27 protein-coding genes are annotated in these 26904 nt (G+C 69.4%); 12 read left to right on the top strand and 15 right to left on the bottom strand.

What is annotated here, in order from left to right:
* Positions 1–381: 381 nt before the first annotated feature.
* On the bottom strand, positions 382–1023 hold the full coding sequence (locus tag ACGFSB_RS36785) for a DNA-3-methyladenine glycosylase (RefSeq protein WP_393408758.1): 642 nt from the start codon (positions 1021–1023) through the stop codon (positions 382–384).
* Positions 1024–1183: 160 nt separating this feature from the next.
* Here ACGFSB_RS36785 and ACGFSB_RS36780 point away from each other — a divergent pair, with 160 nt between their 5' ends.
* The 3 genes from ACGFSB_RS36780 (at position 1184) to ACGFSB_RS36770 (ending at position 3237) form a co-directional block, all read left to right on the top strand.
* The gene (locus ACGFSB_RS36780) at positions 1184–1966 is read left to right on the top strand and encodes a sporulation protein (protein ID WP_393408756.1); all 783 of its coding nucleotides are present in this window, start codon (positions 1184–1186) and stop codon (positions 1964–1966) included.
* 38 nt (positions 1967–2004) lie between these two features.
* Positions 2005–2544 (top strand): YbhB/YbcL family Raf kinase inhibitor-like protein, encoded by a 540-nt coding sequence (locus tag ACGFSB_RS36775; RefSeq protein ID WP_393408754.1) that lies wholly within the window; start codon positions 2005–2007, stop codon positions 2542–2544.
* A 147-nt stretch (positions 2545–2691) separates the two neighbouring features.
* The gene (locus ACGFSB_RS36770) at positions 2692–3237 is read left to right on the top strand and encodes an HNH endonuclease (RefSeq protein ID WP_393408752.1); all 546 of its coding nucleotides are present in this window, start codon (positions 2692–2694) and stop codon (positions 3235–3237) included.
* 113 nt (positions 3238–3350) lie between these two features.
* On the opposite strand, the gene ACGFSB_RS36765 is transcribed toward ACGFSB_RS36770, so the two are convergent.
* The 3 genes from ACGFSB_RS36765 to ACGFSB_RS36755 all read right to left on the bottom strand — a co-directional run bounded on the left by ACGFSB_RS36765 (position 3351) and on the right by ACGFSB_RS36755 (position 5713).
* Complete coding sequence (locus tag ACGFSB_RS36765) at positions 3351–4286, bottom strand: SPFH domain-containing protein (RefSeq protein WP_393408750.1); 936 nt, start codon at positions 4284–4286, stop codon at positions 3351–3353.
* 117 nt (positions 4287–4403) lie between these two features.
* Complete coding sequence (locus tag ACGFSB_RS36760; protein ID WP_393408747.1) at positions 4404–4832, bottom strand: NfeD family protein; 429 nt, start codon at positions 4830–4832, stop codon at positions 4404–4406.
* 83 nt (positions 4833–4915) lie between these two features.
* Complete coding sequence (locus tag ACGFSB_RS36755; RefSeq protein ID WP_393408745.1) at positions 4916–5713, bottom strand: ABC transporter ATP-binding protein; 798 nt, start codon at positions 5711–5713, stop codon at positions 4916–4918.
* Positions 5714–5835: 122 nt separating this feature from the next.
* On the opposite strand from ACGFSB_RS36755, the gene ACGFSB_RS36750 reads away from it, so the two are divergent.
* Positions 5836–6618, top strand: a complete 783-nt coding sequence (locus tag ACGFSB_RS36750; protein WP_393408742.1) for a hypothetical protein — start codon at positions 5836–5838, stop codon at positions 6616–6618.
* A gap of 197 nt (positions 6619–6815) precedes the next feature.
* On the opposite strand, the gene ACGFSB_RS36745 is transcribed toward ACGFSB_RS36750, so the two are convergent.
* The 3 genes from ACGFSB_RS36745 to ACGFSB_RS36735 form a co-directional block, all read right to left on the bottom strand.
* Positions 6816–7061, bottom strand: coding sequence for a chaplin (locus ACGFSB_RS36745; RefSeq protein ID WP_393408739.1), 246 nt, complete (start codon positions 7059–7061; stop codon positions 6816–6818).
* Between the two features lie 170 nt (positions 7062–7231).
* Positions 7232–7894 carry a response regulator gene (locus tag ACGFSB_RS36740; RefSeq protein ID WP_393408737.1) on the bottom strand — a complete coding sequence of 221 codons (663 nt, stop codon included), beginning with the start codon at positions 7892–7894 and terminating at the stop codon, positions 7232–7234.
* Positions 7887–9032, bottom strand: a complete 1146-nt coding sequence (locus tag ACGFSB_RS36735) for a GAF domain-containing sensor histidine kinase (protein WP_393408735.1) — start codon at positions 9030–9032, stop codon at positions 7887–7889. The genes ACGFSB_RS36740 and ACGFSB_RS36735 overlap by 8 nt, the downstream gene beginning before the upstream one ends.
* A 193-nt stretch (positions 9033–9225) precedes the next feature.
* Here ACGFSB_RS36735 and ACGFSB_RS36730 point away from each other — a divergent pair, with 193 nt between their 5' ends.
* The 3 genes from ACGFSB_RS36730 to ACGFSB_RS36720 all read left to right on the top strand — a co-directional run bounded on the left by ACGFSB_RS36730 (position 9226) and on the right by ACGFSB_RS36720 (position 12031).
* A complete protein-coding gene (locus tag ACGFSB_RS36730; RefSeq protein ID WP_393408733.1) occupies positions 9226–9942 on the top strand; it encodes an SDR family NAD(P)-dependent oxidoreductase in 717 nt (238 codons plus the stop codon).
* Positions 9939–11021: an S-adenosylmethionine:tRNA ribosyltransferase-isomerase gene (locus ACGFSB_RS36725; protein ID WP_393408731.1), complete on the top strand. Its 1083-nt coding sequence runs from the start codon at positions 9939–9941 to the stop codon at positions 11019–11021. Before ACGFSB_RS36730 ends, ACGFSB_RS36725 begins: the two co-directional genes overlap by 4 nt.
* A 293-nt stretch (positions 11022–11314) precedes the next feature.
* Positions 11315–12031, top strand: a complete 717-nt coding sequence (locus ACGFSB_RS36720; RefSeq protein ID WP_393408729.1) for a transglycosylase SLT domain-containing protein — start codon at positions 11315–11317, stop codon at positions 12029–12031.
* Between the two features lie 122 nt (positions 12032–12153).
* Here the strand turns inward: ACGFSB_RS36720 and ACGFSB_RS36715 are convergent, their stop codons facing one another.
* Positions 12154–14748, bottom strand: a complete 2595-nt coding sequence (locus tag ACGFSB_RS36715; protein WP_393408726.1) for an FHA domain-containing protein — start codon at positions 14746–14748, stop codon at positions 12154–12156.
* Positions 14749–15040: 292 nt separating this feature from the next.
* Between ACGFSB_RS36715 and ACGFSB_RS36710 the strand changes: the two genes are divergently transcribed.
* On the top strand, positions 15041–16801 hold the full coding sequence (locus ACGFSB_RS36710; protein ID WP_393408723.1) for a streptophobe family protein: 1761 nt from the start codon (positions 15041–15043) through the stop codon (positions 16799–16801).
* 260 nt (positions 16802–17061) lie between these two features.
* Positions 17062–18276, top strand: coding sequence for a phosphoserine phosphatase SerB (gene serB / locus ACGFSB_RS36705; RefSeq protein WP_393408720.1), 1215 nt, complete (start codon positions 17062–17064; stop codon positions 18274–18276).
* Between the two features lie 159 nt (positions 18277–18435).
* Here serB and ACGFSB_RS36700 read toward each other — a convergent pair whose 3' ends face one another.
* The 4 genes from ACGFSB_RS36700 to ACGFSB_RS36685 form a co-directional block, all read right to left on the bottom strand.
* Complete coding sequence (locus tag ACGFSB_RS36700; RefSeq protein WP_393408718.1) at positions 18436–18954, bottom strand: SixA phosphatase family protein; 519 nt, start codon at positions 18952–18954, stop codon at positions 18436–18438.
* An 88-nt stretch (positions 18955–19042) separates the two neighbouring features.
* Positions 19043–19315, bottom strand: coding sequence for a hypothetical protein (locus ACGFSB_RS36695; protein ID WP_393408716.1), 273 nt, complete (start codon positions 19313–19315; stop codon positions 19043–19045).
* Positions 19316–19435: 120 nt separating this feature from the next.
* Entirely contained in the window at positions 19436–19552 is a 117-nt protein-coding gene (locus ACGFSB_RS36690) for an SGM_5486 family transporter-associated protein (protein ID WP_107059069.1), read from the bottom strand.
* A gap of 93 nt (positions 19553–19645) precedes the next feature.
* Positions 19646–20965, bottom strand: coding sequence for a CynX/NimT family MFS transporter (locus ACGFSB_RS36685; protein ID WP_393408713.1), 1320 nt, complete (start codon positions 20963–20965; stop codon positions 19646–19648).
* Between the two features lie 137 nt (positions 20966–21102).
* On the opposite strand from ACGFSB_RS36685, the gene ACGFSB_RS36680 reads away from it, so the two are divergent.
* Positions 21103–21789: a FadR/GntR family transcriptional regulator gene (locus ACGFSB_RS36680; RefSeq protein WP_393408710.1), complete on the top strand. Its 687-nt coding sequence runs from the start codon at positions 21103–21105 to the stop codon at positions 21787–21789.
* Here the strand turns inward: ACGFSB_RS36680 and ACGFSB_RS36675 are convergent.
* The 3 genes from ACGFSB_RS36675 to fabG form a co-directional block, all read right to left on the bottom strand.
* On the bottom strand, positions 21773–22153 hold the full coding sequence (locus tag ACGFSB_RS36675) for a hypothetical protein (RefSeq protein WP_393408707.1): 381 nt from the start codon (positions 22151–22153) through the stop codon (positions 21773–21775). The genes ACGFSB_RS36680 and ACGFSB_RS36675 overlap by 17 nt on opposite strands.
* Before the next feature lie 115 nt (positions 22154–22268).
* Positions 22269–23036 carry an enoyl-ACP reductase FabI gene (fabI, locus tag ACGFSB_RS36670; RefSeq protein WP_344521781.1) on the bottom strand — a complete coding sequence of 256 codons (768 nt, stop codon included), beginning with the start codon at positions 23034–23036 and terminating at the stop codon, positions 22269–22271.
* A 5-nt stretch (positions 23037–23041) separates the two neighbouring features.
* Positions 23042–23761, bottom strand: a complete 720-nt coding sequence (fabG, locus tag ACGFSB_RS36665) for a 3-oxoacyl-[acyl-carrier-protein] reductase (RefSeq protein ID WP_393408705.1) — start codon at positions 23759–23761, stop codon at positions 23042–23044.
* A 185-nt stretch (positions 23762–23946) separates the two neighbouring features.
* On the opposite strand from fabG, the gene ACGFSB_RS36660 reads away from it, so the two are divergent.
* Positions 23947–25470, top strand: coding sequence for a TldD/PmbA family protein (locus tag ACGFSB_RS36660; protein WP_393408703.1), 1524 nt, complete (start codon positions 23947–23949; stop codon positions 25468–25470).
* Positions 25467–26870, top strand: a complete 1404-nt coding sequence (locus ACGFSB_RS36655) for a metallopeptidase TldD-related protein (protein WP_393408700.1) — start codon at positions 25467–25469, stop codon at positions 26868–26870. The genes ACGFSB_RS36660 and ACGFSB_RS36655 overlap by 4 nt, the downstream gene beginning before the upstream one ends.
* The last annotated feature ends 34 nt before the right edge of the window (positions 26871–26904 follow it).

The following is a 26904-nucleotide window of genomic DNA, read 5'->3' as shown; positions in this document are numbered from 1 at the left end:
TGACTTTTAGCACGCTGTTGAGTTCTCAAGGAACGGACGCTTCCTTTGTACTCACCCTCTCGGGCTTTCCTCCGGGCGCTTCCCTTCGGTGTTTCGTGTTTCCAACTCTACCAGATCCGTTTTCCGTTCCGTTCCCGGTTCGGATTTCATTTCCAGTGGCCGTTGGAGGGCCTTTGCCTTTCGGCGTGTTCACTACATTAGCCGATTCCCTCGGCAACTCATAATCGAGTTCCGCGGGTTCGAATTCCGACATGCGAGCACGCGAAATAAGCCCCCGCTGAGGGGAAGTCGTAGGTAGTGGTTGGCCGCTTCCGGCTGCTGGCAGAACGCCGTACCCGGGTCAAGCGGCTCGGGCTACATTACGGTCCGCCCAGGGCCGCGTCAAGTTCGGCGGCGTCGGGGCGTATGAGGCCGATATGGGCTGACCGTCGGGTCGTTGGGGGCCCAGAAGCGCCAGGGGTGGACGGCTCCTTCGCCGCCCACTCCCGTGCGTGGGCCGCTCCTGACCTGGTCGGGGTGGATGGGGGTGCCCGTAAGGAAGGAGAGAGGGGTGCCCGGGTCCGCGCAGAAGTCGGTGCCGTTCAGGCTGCGGTCCACGTCAAGGGCTGTGGCCAGGCGGGCCGGGCCTTTGGCCAGTTCCCTGTCGTTGCGGGCCGAGAGTCGACGTTTGCGGGCGAGCTCCGCGCCGGTCGTGACCTCTCCCGCCCTGAGCAGCACTCCGCTCGCCATTCCTTCCGGGCCGCACACCACGTTGAGGCAGTGCCACATGCCGTAGGTGAAGTAGACGTACGCGTGTCCTGGCGGGCCGAACATCACGCTGTTGCGGGCGGTCGGGCCGCGATAGGCGTGTGACCCGGGGTCGACCTCCCCCGCGTACGCCTCGACCTCTGTCAGGCGCAGTTCGATCGGGCCGTCAGCTGAGTCGCGTACGAGCACTCGGCCGAGCAGATCCGGGGCGACCTCGAGGACAGGGCGGTCGAAGAAGTCGCGTGGCAGGGGCGTACGGTCAGTGGCCGCGATCATGCCGACCGAGCCTACTGGAGGCAGTTCGTACGGGTGGGTGGTCACCGGTCGTACGGATTGCCAGGGTGAGGGCGCGGAACCGGACGTGGGTTCATCGCGTTTGTATGGATCAAGGATCAAGTCGAGTCGAACCACAGGCGGGGCCTGGGGGAGGAGAGTCATGGGGTTCAAGAAGCTGCTTGCGAGCCTGGGTGCCGGGGGTGCCTCGGTGGAGACGGTGCTGACCGAGGTCAATGTCGTGCCCGGTGGAGTCGTCCAGGGTGAGGTGCGGATCCAGGGTGGGTCCGTGGATCAGGAGATCGAAGGGCTGTCCGTCGGTCTGCAGGCGCGGGTCGAGGTCGAGGGCCAGGACCAGGAGACGAAGCAGGACATCGAGTTCACCAAGCTGCGGCTCGGTGGGGCCTTCACGCTCCAGGCGGGCCAGGTGCACTCGGTGCCGTTCGGGCTCGAGATCCCCTGGGAGACGCCGGTCACGGCCATCGACGGGCAGCAGCTGCGCGGCATGAACATCGGTGTGTCCACCGAGCTCCAGATCGCGCGGGCCGTGGACTCCGGCGATCTGGACCCGGTCAATGTGCACCCGCTGCCGGCGCAGCAGGCGATCCTGGATGCCTTCATCCAGCTGGGCTTCCGCTTCAAGAGCGCCGACATGGAGCGCGGTCACATCCGCGGTACGCGGCAGAAGCTGCCGTTCTACCAGGAGATCGAGTTCTACCCGCCGCAGCAGTACCGCGGTCTGAACCAGGTCGAGTTGAGCTTCGTGGCTGACGACCGCGAGATGGACGTCATCCTGGAGATGGACAAGAAGCCGGGCCTCTTCAGTGAAGGCAGCGACTCGTTCCGGTCGTTCAAGGTCGGGCTCCATGACTTCCAGGGCACGGACTGGGCGGCGTACCTCAACGAGTGGCTGTCCCAGGTCGGCAGCAAGCGCAACTGGTTCTAGGCTCGGAACGGATCAGCCATCAACCAGGAGGTGCCGACGTGACCGAGCTCAAGAGGGCCCCGCTGCCCCATGCCTTCCATCCGCCCGTGCCGTCGTTCACGGTCGTGAGCGAGGACATCGAGCCGGGTGCGGTGCTCAAGGACGCTCAGGTCCACGCGGCCGGGAACACTTCGCCGCAGCTGCGGTGGGAGGGCTTCCCGCCGGAGACCAAGAGCTTCGCCGTGACGTGCTTCGACCCGGACGCGCCCACGGGCAGCGGGTTCTGGCACTGGTCCGTCATCGACATTCCGGTGTCGGTGACGGAACTGCCCGTCGGCGCGGGCAGCGGCAAGTTCGACGGGCTGCCCGAGGGCGCGGTGCAGGTGCGGAACGACTACGGGACGAAGGAATTCGGGGGCGCTGCGCCGCCGCCCGGTGACCCGGCGCACCGTTATGTGTTCACCGTGTACGCGGTGGACCAGGAGAAGCTCGGTCCTGACTCCGACGCTTCGCCTGCCGTGGTCGGGTTCAACCTCCGGTTCCACACGCTCGGGCGTGCGCAATTGCTCGCCGAGTACGCGGCTCCAGCCGATAGCTGAGCGTTCACTGAACGTTTGCCCGCCCCTGGTCATGGAAGTGATCAGGGGCGGGCATTTTTTATTGCGTTGTCCATCTCGGCGTGCCCGGCCAAAGTTGATCCCAGCCCGCCAGGGGGTGGGCCGGTGTGCATACGGGAGGTGGGCGAAATGCGGGACACGCTGGTGCTGAACGCGAGCTTCGAGCCGCTGTCGACGGTGACGCTGAACCGTGCCGTCGTCCTTGTGCTGCAGGACAAGGCCGTGGTCGAGCAGGCCCGCCCCGGACTCCGTGTGCGCGCTGCGGCGGTCGAGATACCGGTGCCTCGGGTGATCAGGCTCTGCAGGTATGTACGGGTGCCCTTCCGAAGACAGGCTCCGTGGTCGCGTCGGGGTGTTCTCGTGAGAGACCAGCACAGGTGCGCGTACTGCGGCAAGCGGGCGACGACCGTGGACCACGTGGTGCCGCGGGCGCAGGGCGGCAGGGACACCTGGCTGAACACGGTTGCTTCGTGCGCGATGGACAATCACCGCAAAGCGGACCGTACGCCGGAGGAGGCGGGAATGCCGTTGCTGCGACAGCCGTTCGAGCCGACCCCTGCCGACGCGATGCTGCTCGCGCTCGGCCGCGACGGTGTCGCCGCGCTGCCGGACGGGGTCTCCCCTGCTCGGGCGCAGCTGAGGGCTTGGGGAAGCCTGGCGTTCTCGGCCGCGTGAGCTGACGGGTCGTACGAGGCACAAGAAGACACCAGACACGAGAAGGGGCCCGCCTCCCGGATGGAGAGGCGGGCCCCTTCTCGTGTGTCTTCTTGTGCGTCGTACGCCGCTCGCTAGTCGATCGGCGGCTGTTCGCGGCGCTCCTTGGCGGGCTCGCCACCCGAACCGCCGCCCATCGGACCGAAGTTACCCATGGCGCCGCTCAGGCCCTTGAGCGCGTCGCCGATCTCGCTGGGCACGATCCAGAGCTTGTTCGCGTCGCCCTCGGCGATCTTCGGGAGCATCTGGAGGTACTGGTAGGCGAGGAGCTTCTGGTCCGCGTCGCCCGCGTGGATGGACTCGAAGACCGTGCGGATCGCCTGGGCCTCGCCCTCGGCACGCAGGGCCGCGGCCTTGGCCTCACCTTCGGCGCGCAGGATCGCGGACTGCTTCTCACCTTCGGCGCGCAGGATCTCCGACTGCCGGACACCCTCGGCCTGGAGGATCGCGGCGCGCTTGTCGCGGTCGGCGCGCATCTGCTTCTCCATCGAGTCCTGGATGGAGGTCGGCGGCTCGATCGCCTTGAGCTCGACGCGGTTGACGCGGATGCCCCACTTGCCGGTGGCCTCGTCGAGGACGCCGCGCAGCGCTGCGTTGATCTCCTCGCGGGAGGTCAGGGTCCGCTCCAGGTCCATGCCACCGATGATGTTGCGGAGGGTGGTGACGGTGAGCTGCTCGATCGCCTGGATGTAGCTGGCGACTTCGTACGTCGCGGCGCGGGCGTCGGTCACCTGGTAGTAGATGACGGTGTCGATGTTCACGACCAGGTTGTCCTGGGTGATCACCGGCTGGGGCGGGAACGGGACGACCTGTTCACGGAGGTCGATGCGGTTGCGGATCGAGTCGATGAACGGGACGACGATGTTCAGGCCCGCGTTCAGCGTCCGTGTGTAGCGGCCGAAGCGCTCGACGATCGCCGCGCTGGCCTGCGGGATGACCTGGATCGTCTTGATCAGGGCGATGAAGACCAGCACCACCAGAATGATCAGGACGATGATGATTGGTTCCATCGTGATTCCCCGTACCCCTCTTGCCTCGGTGTTTTCGGAAGATCCACTGAACCAGGACTAGCTGGTGAAGATCTTGCTGGTCGAGTCTGTCAGACCGTCGTACACCCTGGGGTGCGTTCACATGACGACGGCCGTCGCTCCGTCGATCTCGACGACGTCCACCTCGTGGCCCGCCTCGTAGCTCTGGTCCTTGTCGAGTGAGCGGGCCGACCAGATCTCGCCGGCGAGCTTGATCCGTCCGCCGGATCCGTCGACCCGTTCCAGGACGACGGCCGTCTTGCCTTTCAGCGCCTCTACTCCCGTGGCCAGCTCGGGCCGTTGGGAGCGGTGCCGGGCCGCGACGGAGCGTACGACCGCGATGAGCGCGACCGACACCGCGGTGAAGACGACGACTTGGAGTACGGTGCCGCCCCCGAGGCCCGCGGTCACGGCTCCCCCGACGGCGCCCACGGAGAGCATGCCGAACTCCGGCATCGCGGTCAGTACCAGCGGGATTCCGAGCGCGACGGCGCCGATCAGCCACCACACCCATGCGTCGATGTCCACGTGGTCATCGTAGGACCGCGAGGCCTTCCCGCACAGGGCACGTGATCTACCGGCCGGAGCGAGCCTGGCCGTGTGCGCCGGTGTCAGCCGAGCGGGAGGCCCTGGGCGCTCCAGCGCTCGCCCCGCTCCTCGACCACCAGGGGCAGTCCGAAGCAGAGGGAGAGGTTGCGGGAGGTCAGTTCGAGCTCGAGCGGGCCCGCGGCCATGACCTTGCCCTGGCGGATCATGAGGACGTGGGTGAAGCCGGGGGCGATCTCCTCGACGTGGTGCGTGACCATGATCATCGAGGGGGCGATCGGGTCGCGGGCGAGGCGGCCGAGGCGGCGTACGAGGTCTTCGCGTCCGCCGAGGTCGAGGCCCGCGGCGGGCTCGTCCAGGAGGAGCAGCTCGGGGTCGGTCATCAGGGCGCGGGCGATCAGGGTGCGCTTGCGCTCGCCCTCGGAGAGGGTGCCGAACTTGCGGTCCAGGTAGCCGGTCATGCCGAGGCGGTCGAGGAAGGCGCGGGCGCGCTGCTCGTCGACGTCCTCGTAGTCCTCGTGCCAGCCTGCGGTCATGCCGTACGCGGCCGTGAGCACCGTCTGGAGCACGGTCTGGCGCTTGGGCAGCTTCTCGGCCATCGCGATGCCGGCCACGCCGATGCGCGGGCGGAGCTCGAAGACGTCCGTGCCGGGCTTGCCGAGGGTCTCGCCGAGGATGGTGGCGGTGCCGCTGCTCGGGTGGAGGTAGCTGGAGGCGACGTTCAGCAGGGTGGTCTTCCCCGCGCCGTTCGGGCCGAGGATGACCCAGCGCTCACCCTCCTTGACCGACCAGGAGACCTGGTCCACCAGAGCCCGGCCCTCGCGGACCACGGATACGTCCTCCAGCTCCAGTACATCGCTCATGAGCGCGTTGTCTCCCATTGCAGTCTCGGCTGTCGCTTGCGTCGTGGACGCAGTCCCCTGGGAGAAAACCTACGCCACCAGCCGAGCGCTCCAGTCCTTAGCCCGGTCCTTAGGCTGTACGTATGCTCTCGGAACCACGCTCAGGACGCTTGGCAGCATGGGGAAATGCCCTTCTTGCCGGACTTGTCTCTCCGGATGACGCGGCGCTCGCGGTGGTCGGCGACGACGCGTTGCACCGGGTCGAAGGTCTTCCCGGCGAATCGGGTCCTGTCGGTCTCACGCTCGCCATCGGGCGATTGCGCACGCTCGGGGTGACCGGGCTGCGGGTCGCGCTGCCCGCGCCGGGCCATCCGCTCGGCCTGAGCGGGCCGCCCGCCTTCAACGCCCGAGCCCTGGAGGCGGAGGAGGCGGTCGTCGCCTACGGAGCGCCGTACGGGTTCGTGCCCGCGGTGACTGAGGCGGGGCCCGCCGGCGATGTGCACGTGGAGGTCGTCTGGCACTGCCTGCCCGTACGGGAGGCGCCGCCCGCCGATGTGCCCTCGCTCGGCGAGGCGGAGCGCGAGCTCGCCGAGGCGCTGCGGGATGCGACGGAGGTGCTCTCGAAGCTCGACGTCGCGGGCTCGGGGCCGGTCGCCGAGGCGGCGGTGGACGCGTACCGGGCTCGGGCCGAGCGGGGGCGTGAGGCGCTCGCTCCCGGGTATCCGCCGCGGGCGGTACGGGTGTTGGAGCTGGCGCAGCGGGTCGGGCTGCTGATCTCGGTGGCGTACGAGAACGGCCATGGGGGCGCCGTGAGCGCCTCGGAGATGGCCGCGCGGGGGGCGGCGTTGCGCCCTGTGGAGCGGACGGCTCGGCGGGCTCAGGTGGCTGCGTACAACGCGTACGTGGAGGAGCGGGAGCGGGGCTGAGGCCTGGGCTCAGGAGTGCCCGGAGCTATGGCGCCGCGTGCTCCGGAGAGTTTGTCGACTACGGGGCCGTCGTGGCTGGTCGCGCAGTTCCCCGCGCCCCGTCGGGGGCGCTCCCTCGGGGTGCTCCCTCGAACGCCGGACCGGCCCCCCGGAGAATGCCCGGAGGGCCGGTGGTCGCGCTGCGCCTAGTGCGAACGTCAGGCGTTGAGGCCGTCGTTCGCGAAGGCCGGGTTGAGGGCGCCGATGACGGAGACGGTGTTGCCCACGGCGTTCACGGGGATGTGCACCGGCGCCTGGACGAGGTTGCCCGAGCCGACGCCCGGCGAGTGCACGGCCTTGCCGTTGGCGTGCGCACCGTCCGTGGCGGAGGCGAGACCGGCACCGGCGACGACGAGGCCACCCGCCACCATCGTGACAGCAGCGACCTTCTTCAGGTTCTTCACTTCTGGGTCCTCCTAGTGATCGCTGCGGCCAGCCGCCGCAGCACGCACTGGAGAACGGCCGAGCGGCCCACAGGTTGCGCCGAACGAGGGACATCCACACGACGGTATGAATCTCAGACCGGAACACGACGGTCCGCTCTGCCCGTTGACGGAGTGCGCCGGACCGTTAATCAGCCGGTCACACCATGTCGTACGGCCCACAGGGCGGCCTGGGTGCGGTCGGCGAGGTCCAGCTTCATCAGGATGTTCGAGACGTGGGTCTTGACGGTCTTCTCGGAGAGCACAAGCGCCCGCGCGATCTCCCGGTTCGAGCGGCCGTCGGCGATGAGCCCGAGGACCTCACGCTCCCGCTCGGTGAGCGAACCGCCCCTCCCCTGCCCGGCGTTGGCACCCTCCTGGGACAGCAGCGCCCCTGCCACTTCGGGCTGGAGGAGGACATGCCCCGCGTGCACGGAGCGGATGGCTCCCGCGAGGGCCTCCGGGTCGACGTCCTTGTAGACATACCCCGCGGCGCCCGCACGCAGGGCCGGGACGACCGTGCGCTGCTCGGTGAAGCTGGTGACAATGAGCACGCGCGCGGGGTTGGCCAGTTCGCGGAGCTTGCGCAGCGCCTCGACGCCGTCCATGCCCGGCATCTTGACGTCCATGAGGACGACGTCCGGTTTCAACTTCTCGGCCTGCTCGACCCCTTCGGCGCCGTCCGAAGCCTCGCCCACGACTTCGATGTCGTCCTGCACCTCGAGGAACGTACGCAGACCGCGGCGGACCACCTGATGGTCGTCGACCAACAGCACCCGGATCCCTGTCTTCGGATTGAACACAGCGTCAGCCACCGGGAACCTCCATCTCGATCGTCGTGCCCTTTCCGGGCTCCGATTCCACGGTCAGTCGTCCGCCGACACCGCTCGCCCGGTCCCGCATGGAGACCAGGCCCAAGTGCCGTCCCGCGCGGCGGATCACGCGCGGGTCGAAACCGCTGCCGTCGTCGGTGACGCGCAGCACGGCTCCCGAGCCGCGCCGGGCGAGGGCCACGCGGACGTGCTCCGCGCCGGAGTGGCGCAAGGCATTGTGCAGGGCCTCCTGGGCGACTCGCAGCATCGCTTCCTCCTGGGCCGCGGGCAGGGCGCGAACTCCCCGGCTCTCGAAGGTGACTTCGGCGGAGTGCGCGCGGTCCAGGACATGCGTGTGCGTGCGCAGGGTGGCCACCAGGCCGTCCTCGTCCAGGGCGGCTGGGCGCAACTCCACGACAGCGGCGCGCAGTTCGTCCGCGGCCTCGGCCGCGAGCACGGCCACCTGCTGGAGTTCGCCCTTGGCGCGGGAGGGGTCGCGGTCCACCAGGGTGGCAGCGGCCTGTGCTGTCAGGCGCAGGGAGAACAGCTTCTGACTGACGGCGTCGTGCAGTTCGTGTGCGAGGCGTGAGCGCTCCTCGGCGATCGTCAGCTCGCGGCTGCGCTCGTAGAGCCGGGCGTTCGTGAGGGCGATCGCGGCGTGCTGGGCGAGGATCGAGAGGAGCTCTTCGTCGTCGGCGGTGAAGCCGCAGCCGCCGTCCGGCCTGGGGCACCTCTTGTTGGCGAGGAAGAGGGCGCCGAGCGTCTCGTCCCCGTACCGGATCGGCAGGCCGAGGAAGTCGGACATGTCCGGGTGGGCGGACGGCCAGCCCTCGAAGCGGGGGTCCTCGCGCACATCGGCGAGACGCTCGGGCTCGGCCTTGTGCAGCATCGCGGCGAGAATGCCGTGCTGGCGGGGCAGCGGGCCGATGGCTCGCCACTGCTCCTCGCTGACTCCGTCGACGACGAACTGCGCGAATCCGCCGTGGTCGTCCGGGACGCCGAGTGCCGCGTACTCCGCGTCGAGCAGTTCGCGGGCCGACGCGACGATCGTCTTGAGGACGTCGCGCACCTCCAGCTGCTCACTCATGGCCAGCAGCGCGGCGCTCACCGCGTTCAGACCGGACCGGGGACCTTGACTCATGGCCTCACCGTACCGGCGGGGTATGACAGTGCGTATCCGACCTGTGGCGGCCTCCGCCTAGGGCCGTGGGCGTAGGCCGAAGGGCCCTGAACCATTGCGGCCCGCGCACGAGGCGCCGGGAGCGGGTCCGTTCCTACCGTGGGGTCATCGGCTGGAGGAGCAGCCGTCTGGGCGACCCGAGGGGACGGATGTCATGCCGGTGGCGATCATCACGGGGGCTTCGAAGGGACTGGGGCGGGCGCTGGGCGCGGCGCTCGCGGAGCGGGGCTGGGATCTGGTGCTCGACGCGAGAACGGCCTCCGCTCTCGAGGACTCCGCACGGGACCTGGCGGGGCGCGGCGCGCGCGTGGAGGCCGTCGCCGGGGATGTCACGGATGCGGGGCACCGGGCGGACCTGGTCGCGGCGGCGCGCAGGCTGGGCGGTCTCGATCTGCTGGTGAACAACGCGAGCGCGCTGGGTGCGGAGCCTCTCGTACGCCTTGAGGAGCTCGCGCTCGACGGGCTGCGGCAGGCGCTGGAGACCAATGTGGTGGCGGCCCTGGGGCTGATCCGGGAGGCGCTGCCCTTGCTGCGGGCCTCGGCGGCGGGCGCGGTGGTCGACGTCAGCTCCGACGCGGCCGTCGAGGCGTACGAGACGTGGGGCGGGTACGGGGCGTCCAAGGCCGCCCTCGATCAGCTGTCGGCGGTCCTTGCCGTGGAGGAACCGGGGATCAGGGTGTGGGCGATCGATCCCGGTGACATGCGGACCGACCTCTACGGGGCGGCCGTCCCGGACGACGACGCCTCGGGGCGGCCGTCTCCGGAGACTGTGGCGCCCGCCTTCCTGCGGCTGCTCGACGAGCGCCCGGCGAGCGGACGGTACTCCGGTCCCTCTCTGCTGGACGGCCCTTCCGGTGTGGACGCGCGATGACGCTGGCCGTGCGAGTGCCCGAGGAGCTGGCGGCCCGTGTCCCCGCCGAGCAGCGGGGCCAGGGGCTCGACAGGGACGCGGTGCGGCTGCTCGTGTCGCGCGGGACTGAGGTCTCGCATCACACGTTCGCCGACCTGCCCGCGCTGCTGCGGGCCGGTGACCTGCTGATCGTGAACACCTCGGCGACGCTGCCCGCCGCCGTCGACGGAACCGTCGGGCACGCGCGCGTAGTGGTGCATTTCTCGACGCGGGGCGACGACGGTCGGTGGGCCGTCGAGTTGCGGGATCCGGACGGCCGGGGCACCACGCGGGCGCGCGCGGGCGGGCCCGCGAATTCAGTCGTGCGGCTCCCCGGTGACGTACGCCTCGTATATGAGGAGCCGCTTGCCGCGGGGAGCGAGCGGCTGTGGTGGGCGAGGGTCTCGGCCGACGTCCCTTCGCTGCTGGGGCAGCATGGGCGCCCCGTTCGCTACTCCTATACGGACAGGGACCAGCCGCTCTCCGTCTACCAGACGGTGTTCGCGCTGCCCGCGGCCGATGGGTCGGGCAGCGCGGAGATGCCGAGCGCGGCGCGGCCGTTCACCGCGTGTCTCGTGGCGAGCCTGGTCAGCCGCGGTGTGCAGTTCGCGCCGGTCGCGCTGCATACAGGGGTGGCGTCGCCCGAGGCGCACGAGCCGCCGTACCCCGAGCGCTTCGAGGTGCCTCAGACATCGGCGCGGCTGATCAATGCCGCCAGGGCGGGCGGAGGGCGCGTCATCGCGGTGGGTACGACGGCCGTGCGTGCCGTCGAGTCCGCCACGGGACCTGACGGGGTGGTCAGGGCGGCAGCGGGTCGTACAGAGCTCGTGGTGACGCCGGAGCGGGGCGTACGCGTGGTGGACGGGCTGCTGACCGGGCTGCACGAGCCGCAGGCCTCGCATCTGCTGATGCTGGAGGCGATCGCGGGAAGGGCCGCTGTCGACCGGGGTTATACGGAGGCGGTACGCCGTCTCTACCTCTGGCACGAGTTCGGCGACGTGCATCTCCTACTTCCGGAGGAGTTTGCTCACGCAGAGAGTTGCGAGGGCAACTGTTGGTGAGGTTGTTACGTGGTCGATGTGAGCCCGCGCATAGGGCGCACGTCACGTACTAAGTCTCCCAGTGAATGAGATATCCCTTTATGCGCATGGTGCGCAATGCCGTCAAAGGGTATGGCGCGCCCCCTGATCCACTACCTGGCTTCGTACGTCACTGCTTTGCCACAGAATTTTGCGGCCGCTAAGAATTGCTCCCGTCGCTCGACGCCGCGGTCTCGCACCGCGGCGTTTGTGTCGGAGAAGCAATGTCCCCGTCGGCCAGAGCGACCTCCGCGATTTCGAAGAGGTCCATCCGCATGTCGAAGCTCAGCACCCCTGGTCATAGTCGCTCCGCGCTGACCAAGACCCAGAAGTTCTCGATCGCCGGTGTCGCCACGCTCGGCGCCGCCGCCCTCGCCTTCTCCCTCGTGCCGGGCAGCTCCGATGCCGGAACCCAGAGCGTCGACGCCGCCGCCCCGGTGGCCTTCAAGCAGAACGTCGACGCCCAGCAGGCCGTCCACGCCGGTGTCATCAAGCAGCAGGGCACCGCGGACAAGCAGGCCAAGGCCGATGCCGCCGCGAAGGCGAAGGCCGAGGCGGACGCCGCCGCGAAGAAGCGGGCCGACGAGGAGGCCGCGGCCAAGAAGAAGGCCGAGGACGAGCGCAAGGCCAAGGAAGCCGCGAGCCGTGCCGCCGCGCGCAAGCCGGTCTACGCCAACAACCTCGACGGCTGGATCCGCCAGTCCCTGGACATCATGAAGTCCAAGGGCATACCCGGCTCCTACGAGGGCCTGCACCGCAACATCATCCGGGAGTCCGCGGGCGACCCGAACGCCAAGAACGGCTGGGACATCAACGCCATCAACGGCACCCCGTCGATCGGCCTGCTCCAGGTCATCCAGCCCACGTTCAACGCGTACCACGTCGAGGGCACGTCCACGAACATCGCCGACCCGGTCGCCAACATCACGGCCGCGGCCAACTACGCGGCCGACCGGTACGGCTCGATGGACAACGTGAACAGCGCCTACTGAGCCTGATCAACCGATCATCACTGATCAGCTGATCAACGGACCTCTTCACCGAGGCTCGCAGACGCCGAAGGGCGGCACCCACAGGGGTGCCGCCCTTCTCGTCGTACCTGTGGGTGATGCGCTTACTTGCGCATGACCTCCGGCTCGTGGCGACGCAGCAGTCGCGCGACCGCGAAGCCGCAGGCGATGCCGATCAGGAGCAGGATCGTGATGTTCATGCCCCACTGTCCCGCCGAGTGCTCCCACAGCGGGTCGAGGTCGCCCGGCTTCTTCGGGTCCCACGGCGGCATGAGGTGCGCCAGGTCGAGGGTGGAGCCCGCGCCCGCGATGGCCCAGCGCGACGGCATCAGCCAGGCGAACTGCTCGAGGCCCGGCGAGCCGTAGACCTGGAAGAGCACGCCGGTGAAGACGACCTGGACGATCGCGAACATCACCAGGAGCGGCATGGTCTTCTCGGAGGTCTTCACCAGCGAGGAGATGACCAGGCCGAACATCATCGAGGTGAAGCCGAGGGCGATGATCGTCAGGCAGATCTCGACGGCCGGGGGCATGATCAGGCCCTCTTCCGGCATGTCACGCGTCGCGAAACCGATGCCGCAGATGATGACGCCCTGGAAGGCCGTGATCACGCCGAGGACGATGACCTTGGACATCAGGTACGCCGAACGGGAGAGGCCGGTGGCACGCTCCCGTTCGTAGATGACCCGTTCCTTGATCAGCTCACGTACGGAGTTGGCCGCGCCCGAGAAGCACATGCCGACCGCGAGGATCAGCATGATCGTGCCCGCGTCGCCGTTGAACTTGGACGGCGGCTTGGGCGGGCCGAGCCCGAAGTCGGCCGGGATGACGACGCTGACGATGCCGAGGACCGCGGGCAGGATCACCATCAGGCCCAGGAAGCCCTTGTCGGAGGCGATCACCGAGGTGTAGCGGCGGATCAGGGTCCACAGCTGTGAGCCCCAGCCCTGCGGCTTGGGCGGCCTGATCGCCTGCGCCGGCGGCATGTGGACCGACTGCGCGGCCACGGCGTCGATGTCGGCGGCGTACATCTGGTAGTGCTGCGAGCCCTTCCAGCGGCCCGCCCAGTCGTAGTCGCGGTAGTTCTCGAAGGCCGAGAAGACGTCCGCCCACGTCGAGTAGCCGAAGAAGTTGAGCGCTTCCTCCGGCGGACCGAAGTACGCGACCGAGCCGCCGGGCGCCATCACCAGGAGCTTGTCGCAGATCGCCAGCTCGGCGACCGAGTGCGTGACGACGAGGACCGTACGGCCGTCGTCCGCGAGGCCGCGCAGGAGCTGCATGACGTCGCGGTCCATGCCCGGGTCGAGGCCGGATGTCGGCTCGTCCAGGAAGATCAGCGACGGCTTGGTGAGCAGCTCCAGGGCCACCGACACACGCTTGCGCTGGCCACCGGAGAGGGAGGTGACCTTCTTCTCCTTGTGGATGTCCAGCTTGAGCTCGCGCAGGACCTCGTCGATGCGCTGCTCGCGCTCCTGCTCGCTGGTGTCCGAGGGGAAGCGCAGCTTGGCGGCGTACTTGAGGGCCTTCTTGACGGTCAGTTCCTTGTGCAGGATGTCGTCCTGCGGGACCAGACCGATGCGCTGGCGCAGCTCGGCGAACTGCTTGTACAGGTTCCGGTTGTCGTAGAGGACGTCACCCTTGTTGGCGGGCCGGTAACCGGTGAGCGCCTTGAGCAGGGTGGACTTTCCGGAGCCCGAGGGGCCGATGACCGCGATGAGCGACTTCTCCGGGACGCCGAAGGAGACGTCCTTGAGGATGTCCTTGCCGCCGTCGACCGTCACCGTCAGGTGGCGCGCGGAGAAGGAGACCTCACCGGTGTCGACGAACTCCTCGAGCCGGTCGCCGACGAGCCGGAACGTCGAGTGACCGACGCTGACGATGTCGTTCGGGCCGATGAGGGCCGTGCCGGACTTCGCGACCGGCTGACCGTTGATGTACGTGCCGTTGTGCGAGCCGAGATCGTGGATCTCGAAGCGGCCGTCCGGAGTGGCCGTGAACTCGGCGTGGTGCCGCGAGACCTGGAGGTCGGAGACGACCAGTTCGTTCTCCAGGGCACGGCCGATGCGCATCTTGCGGCCGAGCGAGAGCTGGTGGAACGTCGTCGGGCTGCGGTCGCCGTAGACCGGCGGGGCCCCCGCGACACCGCCGGAGCCCGCACCGGGGCCCTGCTGCTGCGGGACCTGCGGTTGCTGAGGCTGCTGGTGCTGGGCGGCCTGCTGCGGCTGCGGCCAGCCCTGCTGCTGGGGCACCTGCTGCGGTGCCTGCTGCTGACTCGCCGACGCGGCCCAGCCGGGCGCTTCCTGCTGGGGCGCGTGATGCTGAGGTGCCTGGTGTTGCGGCGCCTGCTGGGCCGGGGCCTGCTGGGCGGCCTGCTGCGGTGCGGACATGGCAGCGGCGGCGCCCGAAGCGCTGCCGGAGACATTCAGCCGCGGGCCGTCGGTCGCGTTGCCGAGGTTCACGGCCGAGCCGGGGCCGATTTCCATCTGGTGGATCCGCTGGCCCTGCACAAAGGTGCCATTGGTGCTGCCGTGGTCCTCGATGACCCAACTGCGGCCGCTCCAGCTGATCGTGGCGTGACGCCAGGAGACCCTGGCGTCGTCAAGCGCGAGATCCCCCTGCGGATCACGTCCGAGGGTGTACGACCTGGACGGATCGAGCGTCCAGGTCCTTCCATTCAATTCCAGTACGAGTTCCGGCACTCCAGCCCCACTGAGTTGTCCCCCGAGCTAGCCCCCATATGGGGAGTCTAGGGATGTCGAACATCGGGAGGAACTATTTCAGGCGGAGGCCTCTGACCGAAAGTCGGGCCTTGTGAAGACTGCGTACGGGCCGCCGCGACCGCCCCGTTGACGGGGCAGAAACCGCCCCGGAGAGTAGTAACCGCCCATCAGTGCATACGGATCATGCGCATTGCGCACATCAGCCGCGTTACTGAACATCAGCGCACATCACGCATGAACAGGGCGACACGGTGCGATTCGGGGGGTCCTGATGGAGACCGGTGAGACGAGGGCCGAAGGCCGGGGCGTGCGGTGGGGCGATGTCCTGCTCTCCGCGATCGCCGCCGTGAGCTGGGCCCTGGTCGGCATGGCGGGTACGGCGGCGCTCGGCCTGCACCTCCTCGGCGCGGACGCGGTGGGGTCGCTCGGGCCGATGACGGCGGCGGCGGTGGCCCTCGGCGCGGGCGGTTCGGTCACCCCGTCCGGCGATGTCTCGGCATTCGGACTCGACGGGGCCCAGGCGACCACCGCGATCGACATCGCACCGCTGGGCGTCGGGCTCGTGGGAGCGGTACTCCTTGCGTATTTCTTCCTACGCTCCTTGCGGGGGGCGGGAGTTGTACTCACGTCCGCCGAACTCGCCGCACGCGCGGGAGCGGTGGTCGTCCTCTTCGTGGCGATGCTCGGAGGGCTCGCATGGGCGGGTCACGACATCATCACGATCGACGGCGAGCAGCTGGGGATCGACAAGGGCATCGACAAAGGGATCGATCAGATCCCGTCCGACATCACGGACAAACTGCCCGGCGGTCTCGGCGACATCGGCGGTCTGCTGCCCGACCGGCTCGGCGATCTCGCGAAGGCGAAGGCGGCGGTCGGCTTCACCGTGGACACGGGACCGACGCTGCTCGGGGGCGCGGTGTGGGTGATCGGCGTCCTGCTGATCGCGCTGCTCGCCGCACGGCGTACGCCGCTGCCGCGCGGCCTTGACGCCCTGCACCGCGTGGCGCGGCCTGCCGTGTCCGCGCTGGTCTCGGTGGCTCTGGTGGCGGTGCTCGCGGGGCTCGCCGCGGCGCTGTACGCGATGGTCGGCGACGCCCATCCCAAGCGGATCGCGGGTGCGGCACTGCTCGGGGCGCCGAACGGGGTGTGGCTCGGGGTGCCCATCGGGCTCTTCGTGCCGTGGGACGGCAAGGCCACGGGCGAGCTCGCGAAGCTCCTGCCGGATCCGCTGGACGATCTTCTGACGGGATCGGGAGCCTCGGGGAACGAGCCGGTGACGCTGGGGCGGCTCGCCGAACTCGACGGGCGGGTCTGGCTCCTCGGGGTCGCTGCGGCGCTGATGATCCTGTTCGCGGGAGTCCTTACGGCTGTCCGCACTCCCTTCTTACGTGGCGAGACGGGCGCCCTGGCGTTCGCGGGGCGGTGTGCGGTGCGGCTCGGCGTGGTGACAGGGCTCGGCCTCGCGCTGATGGTGTGGCTGACGGGGGTGTCCGCGGATGCCTCGCTCTCGGTGCTCGGCTTCGACGCGTTCGGGGCGGGGATCGAGCTTCATGGGCAGCTGGGGATGGCGTTGCTCCTGGGGGTCGCGTGGGGGGCGGGGGCCGGAGCTGTCGGGGCGTTGCTCGCGGTGGCGAGCGGGGCCGCGGGGGGTCGGGCGTCGGCGCTGGCCCTTGGGGCGGGGGCGTCTGCGGCTCCGGCTCCGGCTCCTGCCGGGTCTGCTGGGGTACCGGCCTCCACTGCGGGTCCGCCCTCGGGTCATCCCTCGGGTCCGTACGCGGGTCCGTACAGTCCCAGCGATCCCTACCGGCCCGCGAATCCTGACACCAACCCGTACCTCCGGCCGCCGCGTGATGTCTCCGGCTCGCCGACCGTGGTGGGACCGATCAGTCCACCCCCGAAGCCGAAGCCGCGGTCCCGGTCCTCGGGCAACGGCGACTGGCCGCCGCCTCCGCCTCCTCCGCCTCCTCCGCCTCCTCCGCCGCCACCGCCCCCTCCGGGGCAGGGGCCTCGGGGTGGACGGGGGCGGTAGTGCCGGTTCTCCGGTGACGCCCCTGCTCTGGCCGGTGGGGGGGGCGTTTCCGTCCCGTCGCTTCGTGACGGATGTTTCCCTCCCGCCCACCCGATGGCCCAGGGGTGAACGGGCGAGTGGGAGGGAGATAATCCACCGCGAAGCGGCGGCCAAAGACTCCCCGCCCCGCGGCGGCCGAAGGCGCGCCCCCTCCCACGGAGTGTCCGGCACCCGGACCACCCCGCCCCCCGCGCAGAGCACCCGGATACGGTGGGCTCACCATGAGCGCTTCGCAGCCCCCGCACCCCGCCGATGTCCCCACGCTCCTCGTCAAGATCTTCGGCAAGGACCGCCCCGGGATCACCGCCGGTCTCTTCGACACCCTCGCTGCCTACTCCGTCGACGTCGTCGACATCGAGCAGGTCGTCACCCGTGGCCGCATAGTGCTGTGCGCGCTCGTGACCGAGCCGCCGGCCGGCCTGGAGGGCGACCTGCGGTCCACCGTGCACAGCTGGGCCGATTCCCTGAAGATGCAGGCCGAGATCATCTCGGGCATCGGCGACAACCGCCCCCGTGGCCTCGGCCGTTCCCATGTCACCGTGCTCGGCCACCCCCTCACCGCCGAGTCGACGGCCGCGATCGCCGCCCGCATCACCGATACCGGCGGCAACATCGACCGCATCTTCCGGCTCGCCAAGTACCCGGTCACCGCAGTCGAGTTCGCTGTCTCCGGAACGGAGACCGAGCCGCTGCGCACCTCCCTGGCCCTGGAGGCCGCGAGGCTCGGCGTGGACGTCGCCGTCGTCGCCGCGGGGCTGCACCGCCGCGCCCAGCGGCTCATCGTGATGGACGTCGACTCGACCCTCATCCAGGACGAGGTGATCGAACTCTTCGCGGCGCACGCGGGCTGCGAGGACAAGGTCGCCGAGGTGACCGCTGCCGCGATGGCGGGCGAACTGGACTTCGAGCAGTCGCTGCACGCCCGCGTGGCCCTGCTGGCAGGGCTCGACGCCTCGGTCGTCGACAAGGTCCGCTCCGAGGTCCGCCTCACCCCCGGCGCCCGCACCCTCATCCGCACGCTCAAGCGCCTCGGCTATCAAGTGGGCGTCGTCTCGGGCGGGTTCACTCAGGTCACGGATGATCTGAAGGAACGTCTCGGCCTCGACTTCGCCCAGGCCAACACCCTGGAGATCGTCGACGGCAAGCTCACCGGAAAGGTGACCGGCGAGATCGTGGACCGCGCGGGCAAGGCCCGCCTGCTGCGCCGCTTCGCCGAGGAGGCCGGGGTCCCGCTGGAGCAGACCGTCGCGATCGGCGACGGCGCGAACGACCTCGACATGCTGAACGCGGCCGGTCTCGGTGTCGCCTTCAACGCCAAGCCCGTCGTCCGCGAGGCTGCCCACACCGCGGTGAACGTCCCCTTCCTCGACACCGTCCTCTACCTCCTCGGCGTCACCCGCGAAGAGGTCGAAGCGGCGAACACGCACACCGACTGACCCGGCGCCCGCGTCGCGTTTGCGCTCCACGTCGATGGGCCCTGGTACCGCGCGGTACCAGGGCCCATCGACGTACGCAATTCAAGATCCGCCAAGAGAGCGGAGTGTCGGCAAGAGGGCGGAGTGTCGGCAAGAGACAAGCGAGCGGAGACCGGAGAGCTAGTCGGAAGGCGCCCAGTAGTCCACCAGCGTGGCGACGCCGGGCTCCAGGGCCTTCCACGAGCCGGAGTACGTCAGGACCGCGAAGGCCGAGGTCGGGAAGCCGCGGCGGTCCATTCGCGTACGGGCGTCGCCTTCGGACTGCCCGGCGAGGATGTCGGCGAGCCCCTGCACTCCGGGGTTGTGGCCGATCAGTACGACATCCTGCGCGTCGTCCGGCGTTTCGTTGAGCACGGCGATCAGCTCGCCCGGAGAGGCCTCGTACAGCCGCTCCTCGTAGACGGTCTTGGGCCTCTGCGGCAGCTCATGGACGGCGAGCTTCCATGTCTCGCGGGTCCTGGCGGCGGTCGAGCAGAGGGCCAGGTCGAAGGGGATACCACTGTCGGCCAGCTTGCGCCCGGCGACCGGGGCATCCTTGCGTCCGCGCTCCGCGAGCGGCCGCTCGTGGTCGGACACCTGCGGCCAGTCGGCCTTCGCATGCCGGAAGAGGACAATCCTGCGGGGTTCTGCGACGCTCATGCGTCCCAGCTTCGCATGAAACGCGCCATGGGGCGCAGGGAGTTGACCCGCTCCCCCGGCACGGGTGACGGCGTGCACCCGGGGCTGGTCACGGCGCCGAACGGAACACCGTCTCCTGGATGCGCTCGAGCACGTGGGTGACCACCGGGTCGCCGCTCGCGGCGTGTGCGTCGGCGGGGTTGAGTATCAGCAGGAGCAGGGCCGCGAAGGCGACGGCGGGGAGGGCGATCGCCCACCACGGAAGCTGGATCTCGATGCTCGCCGAGTCCCTTGGGGCTCCCAGGTCGCTCCGAGTGTGCGAACGGGCCGACATGCCGCCTCCGTGGTCTTCGAGTCCTCCGTGCCGCGTCTTCGCGGCCACATCTCGAAGGTACGGATTCGGCAACCCTCAGCACATCCGGTGATCCACCCACTTGACCCTGACACTGACCCCCTAGGGGATGGTGGTGCTAACCCCACCATCCGCCCCGCCGGGGTCAGTTCACGGCGAGGCGATGGAGGCGATGATCCCGATGATCACGGTGATGGCCAGCATCGCGCCGAGCACGATGAGCAGCTTCTTCTGGCCGTTCTGGGGGTTCGGATCAAGCACTGGCATATCGGAAGTCTCGCACCCTTTGTGCGAGGCGTCTCCGCCGGGGTCGCACGAACCGTCCGGGCGTCAGCCCCTCGGACGTCAGCCCTTCAGGCATCAGGCCGCCACGGCGACCTCGTCCTCGACCGTGCGGTTGCGGCCCGCCAGGATGCCCACCACGATCTGCGGCACCATCAGGCCCGCCATGAGCGCGATCGGCAGACCCCAGCCGCCGCTGTGCTGGTAGAGCACGCCCACCAGGAGCGGCCCCGGGATCGAGATGAGATAGCCCGTGCTCTGCGCGAAGGCCGAGAGCTTGGCGACGCCCACGCTGCTCTTGGCCCGCATACCGACCATCGTGAGGGCCAGCGGGAAGGCGCAGTTGGAGATGCCGAGCAGCAGGGCCCAGGCCCAGGCGCCGCCCTCGGGGGCGAGGTAGAGGCCCGCGTATCCGACGAGACCGCAGAGGCCGAGCACCACCACCACAGGGCCTTGGTTCGGCAGCCGTGTGGCGACCCGCGGGATGACGAAGGCCAGCGGCACGCCCATCGCCATGGTGACGGCGAGCAGCACGCCCGCCTCCCCCGCCGGGACCCCCGCGTCACGGAAAATCTGTGGCATCCAGCCCATCGTGATGTACGCGGCGGTGGCCTGGAGCCCGAAGAAGCAGGCGAGCGCCCACGCCGTACGGCTACGGGTGATGCGAAGCCCGGCGTCCTCCTGCCGCACCTCGGCGCTGACGTGCTCCGGGGAGGCGGTGGAAGCCGCCCTCCGGTCGCGGGCGAGCAGCGCCCATGGCACGACGGCGACGACGGCGAGCGTGGCCCACACGGCGAGCCCCGACTGCCAACTGCCGCCCAGCGCATCGGTCATGGGCACCGTGACGGCGGCCGCCATCGACGTGCCGAGGGCGAGCGCCATCGAGTAGAGGCCGGTCATCGAGCCGACCCGGTCGGGGAACCAGCGCTTGACGATCACCGGCATCAGGACGTTGCTGACCGCGATGCCCATGAGGGCGAGCGCGCTCGCGGCGAGGAAGCCGACGGTGCCACCGAGGAAGGGGCGCATCACCAGGCCCGCGGCGATCGCGACCATGCCCGCGCAGACCACCGCGCTGGGGCCGAACCTGCGGGCGAGCCGAGGTGCCATCACTCCGAAGACCGCGAAGCAGAGCGGCGGGACGGAGGTGAGAAGCCCGGCGAGCGTGCCGCTCATGCCGAGCCCGTCACGCACCTCTTCGAGGAGGGAGCCGAGGCTGGTGATGGCCGGACGGAGGTTGAGGGCGGCGAGGACGATGCCGACGATGACCAGACGCGTGGCCCACGCGCGCGTGGGGGGCTGTTTCTCGGCTGCCGCCCCGCTCGCCGCGTCGGTACGTATTGGTGTAGGTGTCGGTGGCGTCGAAGCCGTCATCGTCTTGGTTTCCTCACTAGCCATGGGGTCATCATAGAATCATGGGATGATTGGCTGTCCAATCCATTGCCACTTGTTTCCGTCACTGCCACTTGTTTCCGTCACTGCCACTGTTTCCGTCACTGCCACTGTTTCCGTCACATCGCGCACGAAGGAACGTCATGCCCCTGACCACCCCTCGCCGCTCAGCACTCTCCGAGCAGGTGATCTCCGAGTTGCGGAACCAGATCTCGTCGGGAGAGTGGCCGGTCGGCTCCCGCATCCCCACCGAGCCCGAGCTGGTCGAACAGCTCGGCGTGGCCCGCAACACCGTCCGTGAGGCGGTCCGCGCCCTGGCGCACAACGGCCTGCTCGACATCCGTCAGGGCTCAGGCACCTATGTGGTCGCGACGAGCGAGCTGGCCGGAGTGATGCAGCGCAGGTTCGCCGACGCGGACCCGCGGCACATCGCGGAGCTGCGCAGCACCCTGGAGTCGAGCGCGGCGAAGCTGGCCGCGCAGCGGCGCACGGAGCGCGACCTCAAGCAGCTCGACGCGCTCCTCGACCGCCGCGAGGAGGCCTGGGAGTCGGGTGAGGCGGAGGCCTTCGTGGCGGCCGACGCGACGTTCCACCTGGCCGTCGTGGCCGCGTCCCACAACGACGTGATGACGGCGATGTACGCGGACCTCGGCGAGGTCATGCGGGACTGGCTGCGCGAGGACGTCGGCGAGAAGCTGACCCCCGAGAGCCACATGGACCACGCCCGGCTCGTCGACGCGATCCGCGAGCAGGACGCGGAGGCGGCGGCGAAGGAGGCGGCCGCCTACCCGTTCATGTGCCGCCCGGAGCTGTTCACTTCTGGTGACTGACCCAGACCGACCTGATGTCTTTCCAGCACCGCCCGGTGAGCCGCACGGTCGTGGCGGGCCCGGCTTCGACCGATACTCCGTCGCTGTCGATGTCCCACCACTGATCGCACTCCACGTGCAGCCGGACCATGTCGGTCTCGGGGTACGGGTTGTGGCAGTACGCGACCGCGTCCGAGCCCTTGACGCTGGTGCGGCACTCGGAGCCGAACGGCCGGGGATCATCCGCTGGTTCGTCCGCTGGTCCATCCGCCTGCACGCGCGCGTGGGGTTGCCTCGCCTCTCCGACGGCATGTGATGCGACGTCGTACGGCAGGGCGATCAGCAGGCTGAGGGCGGCGAGCACCGCGGGAGGTGACAGGCGCACACCTCAGGGTGCGCGGTTCCGCCCGTCCGCCGCCTGGCCGGTGGGCCGAACGGGTGACGCCCCGCCTCCCGCGCATCGCGGGGGACGGGGCGTCAGGAACGTACAGAATGCCTGGTCAGGCGCCCATCATGTGCACGCCGCCGTCGACGTGGATGATCTCGCCCGTCGTCTTCGGGAAGAAGTCCGAGAGCAGCGCGACGATGCCGCGGCCCGCGGGCTCCGGGTCGGCCATGTCCCACGCCAGGGGGGAACGGGTGTTCCACACCTCGGCAAGCTCCCCGAAGCCCGGGATGGACTTCGCGGCCATCGAGCCGATCGGTCCGGCAGAGATGAGGTTGCAACGGATGTTGTCCTTGCCCAGGTCACGCCCGAGGTAGCGCGAGGTGGCCTCAAGGGCGGCCTTGGCCGGGCCCATCCAGTCGTACTGCGGCCAGGCGAACTGCGCGTCGAAGGTGAGGCCGACGATCGAGGCGCCGTCGCTCATCAGCGGGCGACAGGCCATGGCGAGCGACTTCAGGGAGAACGCCGAGACGTGCATCGCCGTGGCGACCGACTCGAAGGGCGTGTTCAGGAAGTTGCCGCCGAGCGCGTCCTGCGGGGCGAAGCCGATGGAGTGGACGACGCCGTCCAGGCTGCCGAGCTCCTCGCGGACGAGGCCTTCGAGGCGGTCCAGGTGCTCCTGGTTGGTCACGTCGAGCTCGATGACCTTGGCGGGCTTGGGCAGCTTCTTGGCGATGCGCTCGGTGAGCGTGGGGCGCGGGAAGGCGGTGAGGATGACCTCGGCGCCCTGCTCCTGCGCGACCTTGGCCGCGTGGAACGCGATGGAGGACTCCATCAGAACGCCCGTGATCAAGATCTTCTTGCCGTCGAGAATTCCGCTCATGGTGATCAGTGACCCATGCCCAATCCGCCGTCAACGGGGATGACGGCTCCAGTGATGTACGACGCGTCGTCCGAGGCTAGGAACTTCACCGCGGCGGCGATCTCCTCGGGCTGCGCGTAACGGCCGAGCGGCACCTGCGCCATGATGCTCGACCGCTGCTCGTCGCTGAGCGCCTTGGTCATGTCGGTGTCGACAAAACCGGGCGCGACGACGTTGAAGGTGAGATTGCGCGACCCGAGCTCACGGGCGAGGGAGCGCGCGAAGCCGACGAGGCCTGCCTTGGAGGCGGCGTAGTTGGCCTGCCCCGGGCCGCCCATCAGGCCGACGACGGAGGAGATCAGCACGACGCGGCCCTTCTTGGCGCGCAGCATGGCGCGGTTGGCCCGCTTCACGACACGGAAGGTGCCGGTGAGGTTGGTGTCGAGTACGGACGTGAAGTCCTCCTCGGACATCCGCATGAGGAGCTGGTCCTTGGTGATCCCGGCGTTGGCCACCAGGATCTCCACCGGACCGTGCTTCTCCTCAATCTCCTTGTAGGCCTGCTCCACCTGCTCGGTGTCAGTGATGTCGCACTTGACGGCGAGAACACCGAGCTCAGTGAGGGCCTGGGGCGGTTCACCCGAGCGGTAGGTGATCGCGACCTGATCGCCGGCGTCGGCGAAGACGCGGGCGATGGCGAGGCCGATGCCCCGGTTTCCTCCGGTGACGAGAACCGAGCGGCTCAACGGATCACCCTTTCGATAGCGGTCTGGTAACTCGAAAACCTATCGGTACCGTGCTCCATACAGAGAATCGGTGACCGACAGTGGCTTACCGGACTCACTGTCGGGTCCCTACAGAAAATGCCGGCCTCCTGGCCCTGAGGCGCGGCATGATCTGACCGACCGGTGCCGACAGCAGGGAGACATCCGTGCCTCATTCCATCGATGAAGCCTTCACGGCGCTGCCGCTGCGGGCTCTCGCCGACGCCGCGCTCGCCCGCGCGCGTGCCCTGGGCGCAGACCATGCGGACTTCCGCCTCGAGCGGGTGCGCAGCGCGTCCTGGCAGCTGCGGGACGCCAAACCGTCCGGCACATCGGACACCACGGACCTCGGCTACGCGGTCCGCGTCGTACACGGCGGCACGTGGGGATTCGCGTCCGGCGTCGACCTGACGATGGACGCGGCGGCGAAGGTCGCGTCCCAGGCCGTGGCGATGGCCAAGCTCTCGGCGAAGGTGATCAAGGCGGCAGGGTCGGACGAGCGCGTGGAGCTCACGGGTGAGCCCGTGCACGCGGACCAGACGTGGGTCTCCTCGTACGAGATCGACCCGTTCTCCGTGCCGGAAGAGGAGAAGAGCGGCCTGCTCGCCGAGTGGAGCTCCCGGCTGCTTGCCGCCGACGGGGTCTCGCACGTCGACGCCTCGCTGCTCACCGTGCATGAGAACAAGTTCTACGCGGACACGGCGGGGACGGTGACCACGCAGCAGCGGGTCCGCCTGCACCCGCAGGTCACCGCGGTCGCGGTCGACGGGACGAGCGGCGAGTTCGACTCGATGCGGACCATCGCGCCGCCGGTCGGGCGGGGCTGGGAGTACCTCACCGGGACCAGCTGGGACTGGGACGCTGAGCTGGCGCGCATCCCGGAGCACCTCGCCGAGAAGATGCGGGCGCCGAGCGTGCGGGCGGGCTCGTACGACCTGATCGTCGACCCGTCCAACCTCTGGCTGACGATCCACGAGTCCATCGGCCACGCCACCGAGCTGGACCGCGCGCTCGGCTACGAAGCGGCGTACGCGGGAACGTCCTTCGCCACCTTCGACCAGCTCGGCAAGCTCGCGTACGGCTCGTCGATCATGAACGTGACGGGCGACAGGACCGTCGAGCACGGCTTGTCGACCATCGGGTACGACGACGAAGGCGTGGCCGCGCAGTCCTGGGACCTGGTGAAGGACGGCACTCTGGTCGGCTACCAGCTGGACCGGCGCATCGCGAAGCTCACCGGATTCGAGCGGTCCAACGGGTGCGCGTACGCGGACTCCCCCGGTCATGTGCCGGTGCAGCGCATGGCGAACGTGTCGCTACAGCCGGATCCGGGCGGGCTCTCCACGGAGGACCTGATCGGGGGCGTCGACCGCGGCATCTACGTGGTGGGCGACCGGTCCTGGTCGATCGACATGCAGAGGTACAACTTCCAGTTCACCCAGCAAAGGGCGTACGAGATCCGGAACGGGCGTCTGGTCGGGCAGCTCCGGGACGTCGCCTACCAGGGAGTCACCCCTGAGTTCTGGGGCTCCATGGAGAAGGTGGGCGGCCCCCAGACCTATGTCCTCGGCGGCGCCTTCAACTGCGGCAAGGCCCAGCCGGGCCAGGTCGCGGCGGTCTCGCACGGCTGCCCTTCAGCACTGTTCCGAGGCGTGAACATCCTCAACACCACGCAGGAGGCGGGTCGATGACCTCTCGTACGAACGGTACGAACAAGCCGCACGAGATCGTCGAGCGCGCCCTCGAACTGTCCACCGCCGACGGCTGCGTCGTCATCGCCGACGAGCACTCGACCGCGAATCTGCGCTGGGCAGGCAACTCCCTGACCACGAACGGCGTCACCCGCGGCCGCACCCTCACCGTCATCGCGACCGTCGACGGCAAGGAAGGCACCGCCTCCGGAGTCGTCTCGCGCTCGGCCGTGACCGCCGCCGATCTCGAGCCCCTCGTACGCGCCGCCGAACACGCCGCGCGCGGGGCCGGGCCCGCGGAGGACGCGCAGCCGCTGGTGGCCGGGGCCGAGGAGTCCGTGGACTTCAGGGACTCCCCCGCCGAGACGTCCTCCACGGTCTTCGCGGACTTCGCGCCCGCGCTCGGCGAGGCCTTCGCCACCGCACGCGCGGGCGGGCGTGAGCTGTACGGCTTCGCGAACCACGAACTCGTATCGAGCTATCTCGGTACGTCGACGGGGCTCCGGCTGCGGCACGACCAGCCCAGCGGGACCCTTGAGCTCAATGCCAAGTCCCCGGACCGTACGAAGTCGGCGTGGGCCGGGCGGGCGACCCGGGACTTCAAGGACGTCGACCCGGCGGCGCTCGACGCGGAGCTCGCCAAGCGTCTGGGGTGGGCTCAGCGGCGCGTCGACCTGCCCGCCGGGCGTTACGAGACGCTGCTTCCGCCGACCGCCGTCGCCGACCTGCTGATCTACCAGCTGTGGTCGGCTTCGGCCCGGGACGCGGCCGACGGCCGGACGGTGTTCTCCAAGCCCGGCGGCGGCACCCGCGTCGGCGACCGGCTCGCCGAGCTGCCCCTGACGCTGCGCAGCGACCCGAACGAGCCGGGCCTGGAGTCCGCCCCGTTCGTACTCGCGCACGCCTCGGGCGGCGACTCGTCCGTCTTCGACAACGGGCTTCCGCTGGCAACCACCGACTGGGTGCGCGCGGGCGAGCTCGCGCATCTGACCAGCACCCGGCACAGCGCGGAACTGACCGGTCTGCCGGTGGCGCCCGCCATCGACAACCTCATCCTGGACGGCGGCACCGACCGCTCCCTGGAGGAGATGGTGGCGAGCACGGAGAGAGGGCTTCTCCTGACCTGCCTCTGGTACATCCGCGAGGTCGACCCGGCCACCCTGCTGCTCACCGGGCTCACCCGTGACGGCGTCTATCTCGTCGAGAACGGCGAGGTCGTGGGCGAGGTGAACAACTTCCGGTTCAACGAGTCGCCGGTGGACCTGCTCTCGCGGGCCTCGGAGGCCGGGCGGACGGAAAAGACGCTGCCGAGGGAGTGGGGCGACTGGTTCACTAGGGCCGCGATGCCCGCCCTGCGCATCCCCGACTTCAATATGAGCTCGGTCAGCCAAGGCGTGTGACGCCCATAGACTGGCCGGTACCAACCGGTACCGG

It is taken from the genome of Streptomyces sp. NPDC048441 (genome assembly GCF_043200235.1).
Lineage (GTDB): Bacteria > Actinomycetota > Actinomycetes > Streptomycetales > Streptomycetaceae > Streptomyces.
The sequence above is the reverse complement of the archived record's forward strand: the minus strand, read 5'-3'. Positions and strand labels throughout refer to the sequence as shown.

Excerpts from the sequence above, each read along its gene's own strand:
- ACGFSB_RS36735 (WP_393408735.1), bottom strand. The coding sequence starts at position 9,032 with ATGAGTCAAGGTCCCCGGTCCGGTCTGAACGCGGTGAGCGCCGCGCTG.
- ACGFSB_RS36690 (WP_107059069.1), bottom strand. The coding sequence starts at position 19,552 with ATGCCAGTGCTTGATCCGAACCCCCAGAACGGCCAGAAGAAGCTGCTC.
- ACGFSB_RS36725 (WP_393408731.1), top strand. The coding sequence starts at position 9,939 with ATGACGCTGGCCGTGCGAGTGCCCGAGGAGCTGGCGGCCCGTGTCCCC.
- ACGFSB_RS36780 (WP_393408756.1), top strand. The coding sequence starts at position 1,184 with ATGGGGTTCAAGAAGCTGCTTGCGAGCCTGGGTGCCGGGGGTGCCTCG.
- serB (WP_393408720.1), top strand. The coding sequence starts at position 17,062 with ATGAGCGCTTCGCAGCCCCCGCACCCCGCCGATGTCCCCACGCTCCTC.
- fabI (WP_344521781.1), bottom strand. The coding sequence starts at position 23,036 with ATGAGCGGAATTCTCGACGGCAAGAAGATCTTGATCACGGGCGTTCTG.
- ACGFSB_RS36700 (WP_393408718.1), bottom strand. The coding sequence starts at position 18,954 with ATGAGCGTCGCAGAACCCCGCAGGATTGTCCTCTTCCGGCATGCGAAG.
- ACGFSB_RS36720 (WP_393408729.1), top strand. The coding sequence starts at position 11,315 with ATGTCGAAGCTCAGCACCCCTGGTCATAGTCGCTCCGCGCTGACCAAG.
- ACGFSB_RS36710 (WP_393408723.1), top strand. The coding sequence starts at position 15,041 with ATGGAGACCGGTGAGACGAGGGCCGAAGGCCGGGGCGTGCGGTGGGGC.
- ACGFSB_RS36750 (WP_393408742.1), top strand. The coding sequence starts at position 5,836 with ATGCTCTCGGAACCACGCTCAGGACGCTTGGCAGCATGGGGAAATGCC.
- ACGFSB_RS36765 (WP_393408750.1), bottom strand. The coding sequence starts at position 4,286 with ATGGAACCAATCATCATCGTCCTGATCATTCTGGTGGTGCTGGTCTTC.
- ACGFSB_RS36785 (WP_393408758.1), bottom strand. The coding sequence starts at position 1,023 with ATGATCGCGGCCACTGACCGTACGCCCCTGCCACGCGACTTCTTCGAC.
- ACGFSB_RS36655 (WP_393408700.1), top strand. The coding sequence starts at position 25,467 with ATGACCTCTCGTACGAACGGTACGAACAAGCCGCACGAGATCGTCGAG.
- ACGFSB_RS36680 (WP_393408710.1), top strand. The coding sequence starts at position 21,103 with ATGCCCCTGACCACCCCTCGCCGCTCAGCACTCTCCGAGCAGGTGATC.
- ACGFSB_RS36770 (WP_393408752.1), top strand. The coding sequence starts at position 2,692 with ATGCGGGACACGCTGGTGCTGAACGCGAGCTTCGAGCCGCTGTCGACG.
- ACGFSB_RS36755 (WP_393408745.1), bottom strand. The coding sequence starts at position 5,713 with ATGAGCGATGTACTGGAGCTGGAGGACGTATCCGTGGTCCGCGAGGGC.
- ACGFSB_RS36730 (WP_393408733.1), top strand. The coding sequence starts at position 9,226 with ATGCCGGTGGCGATCATCACGGGGGCTTCGAAGGGACTGGGGCGGGCG.
- ACGFSB_RS36685 (WP_393408713.1), bottom strand. The coding sequence starts at position 20,965 with ATGGCTAGTGAGGAAACCAAGACGATGACGGCTTCGACGCCACCGACA.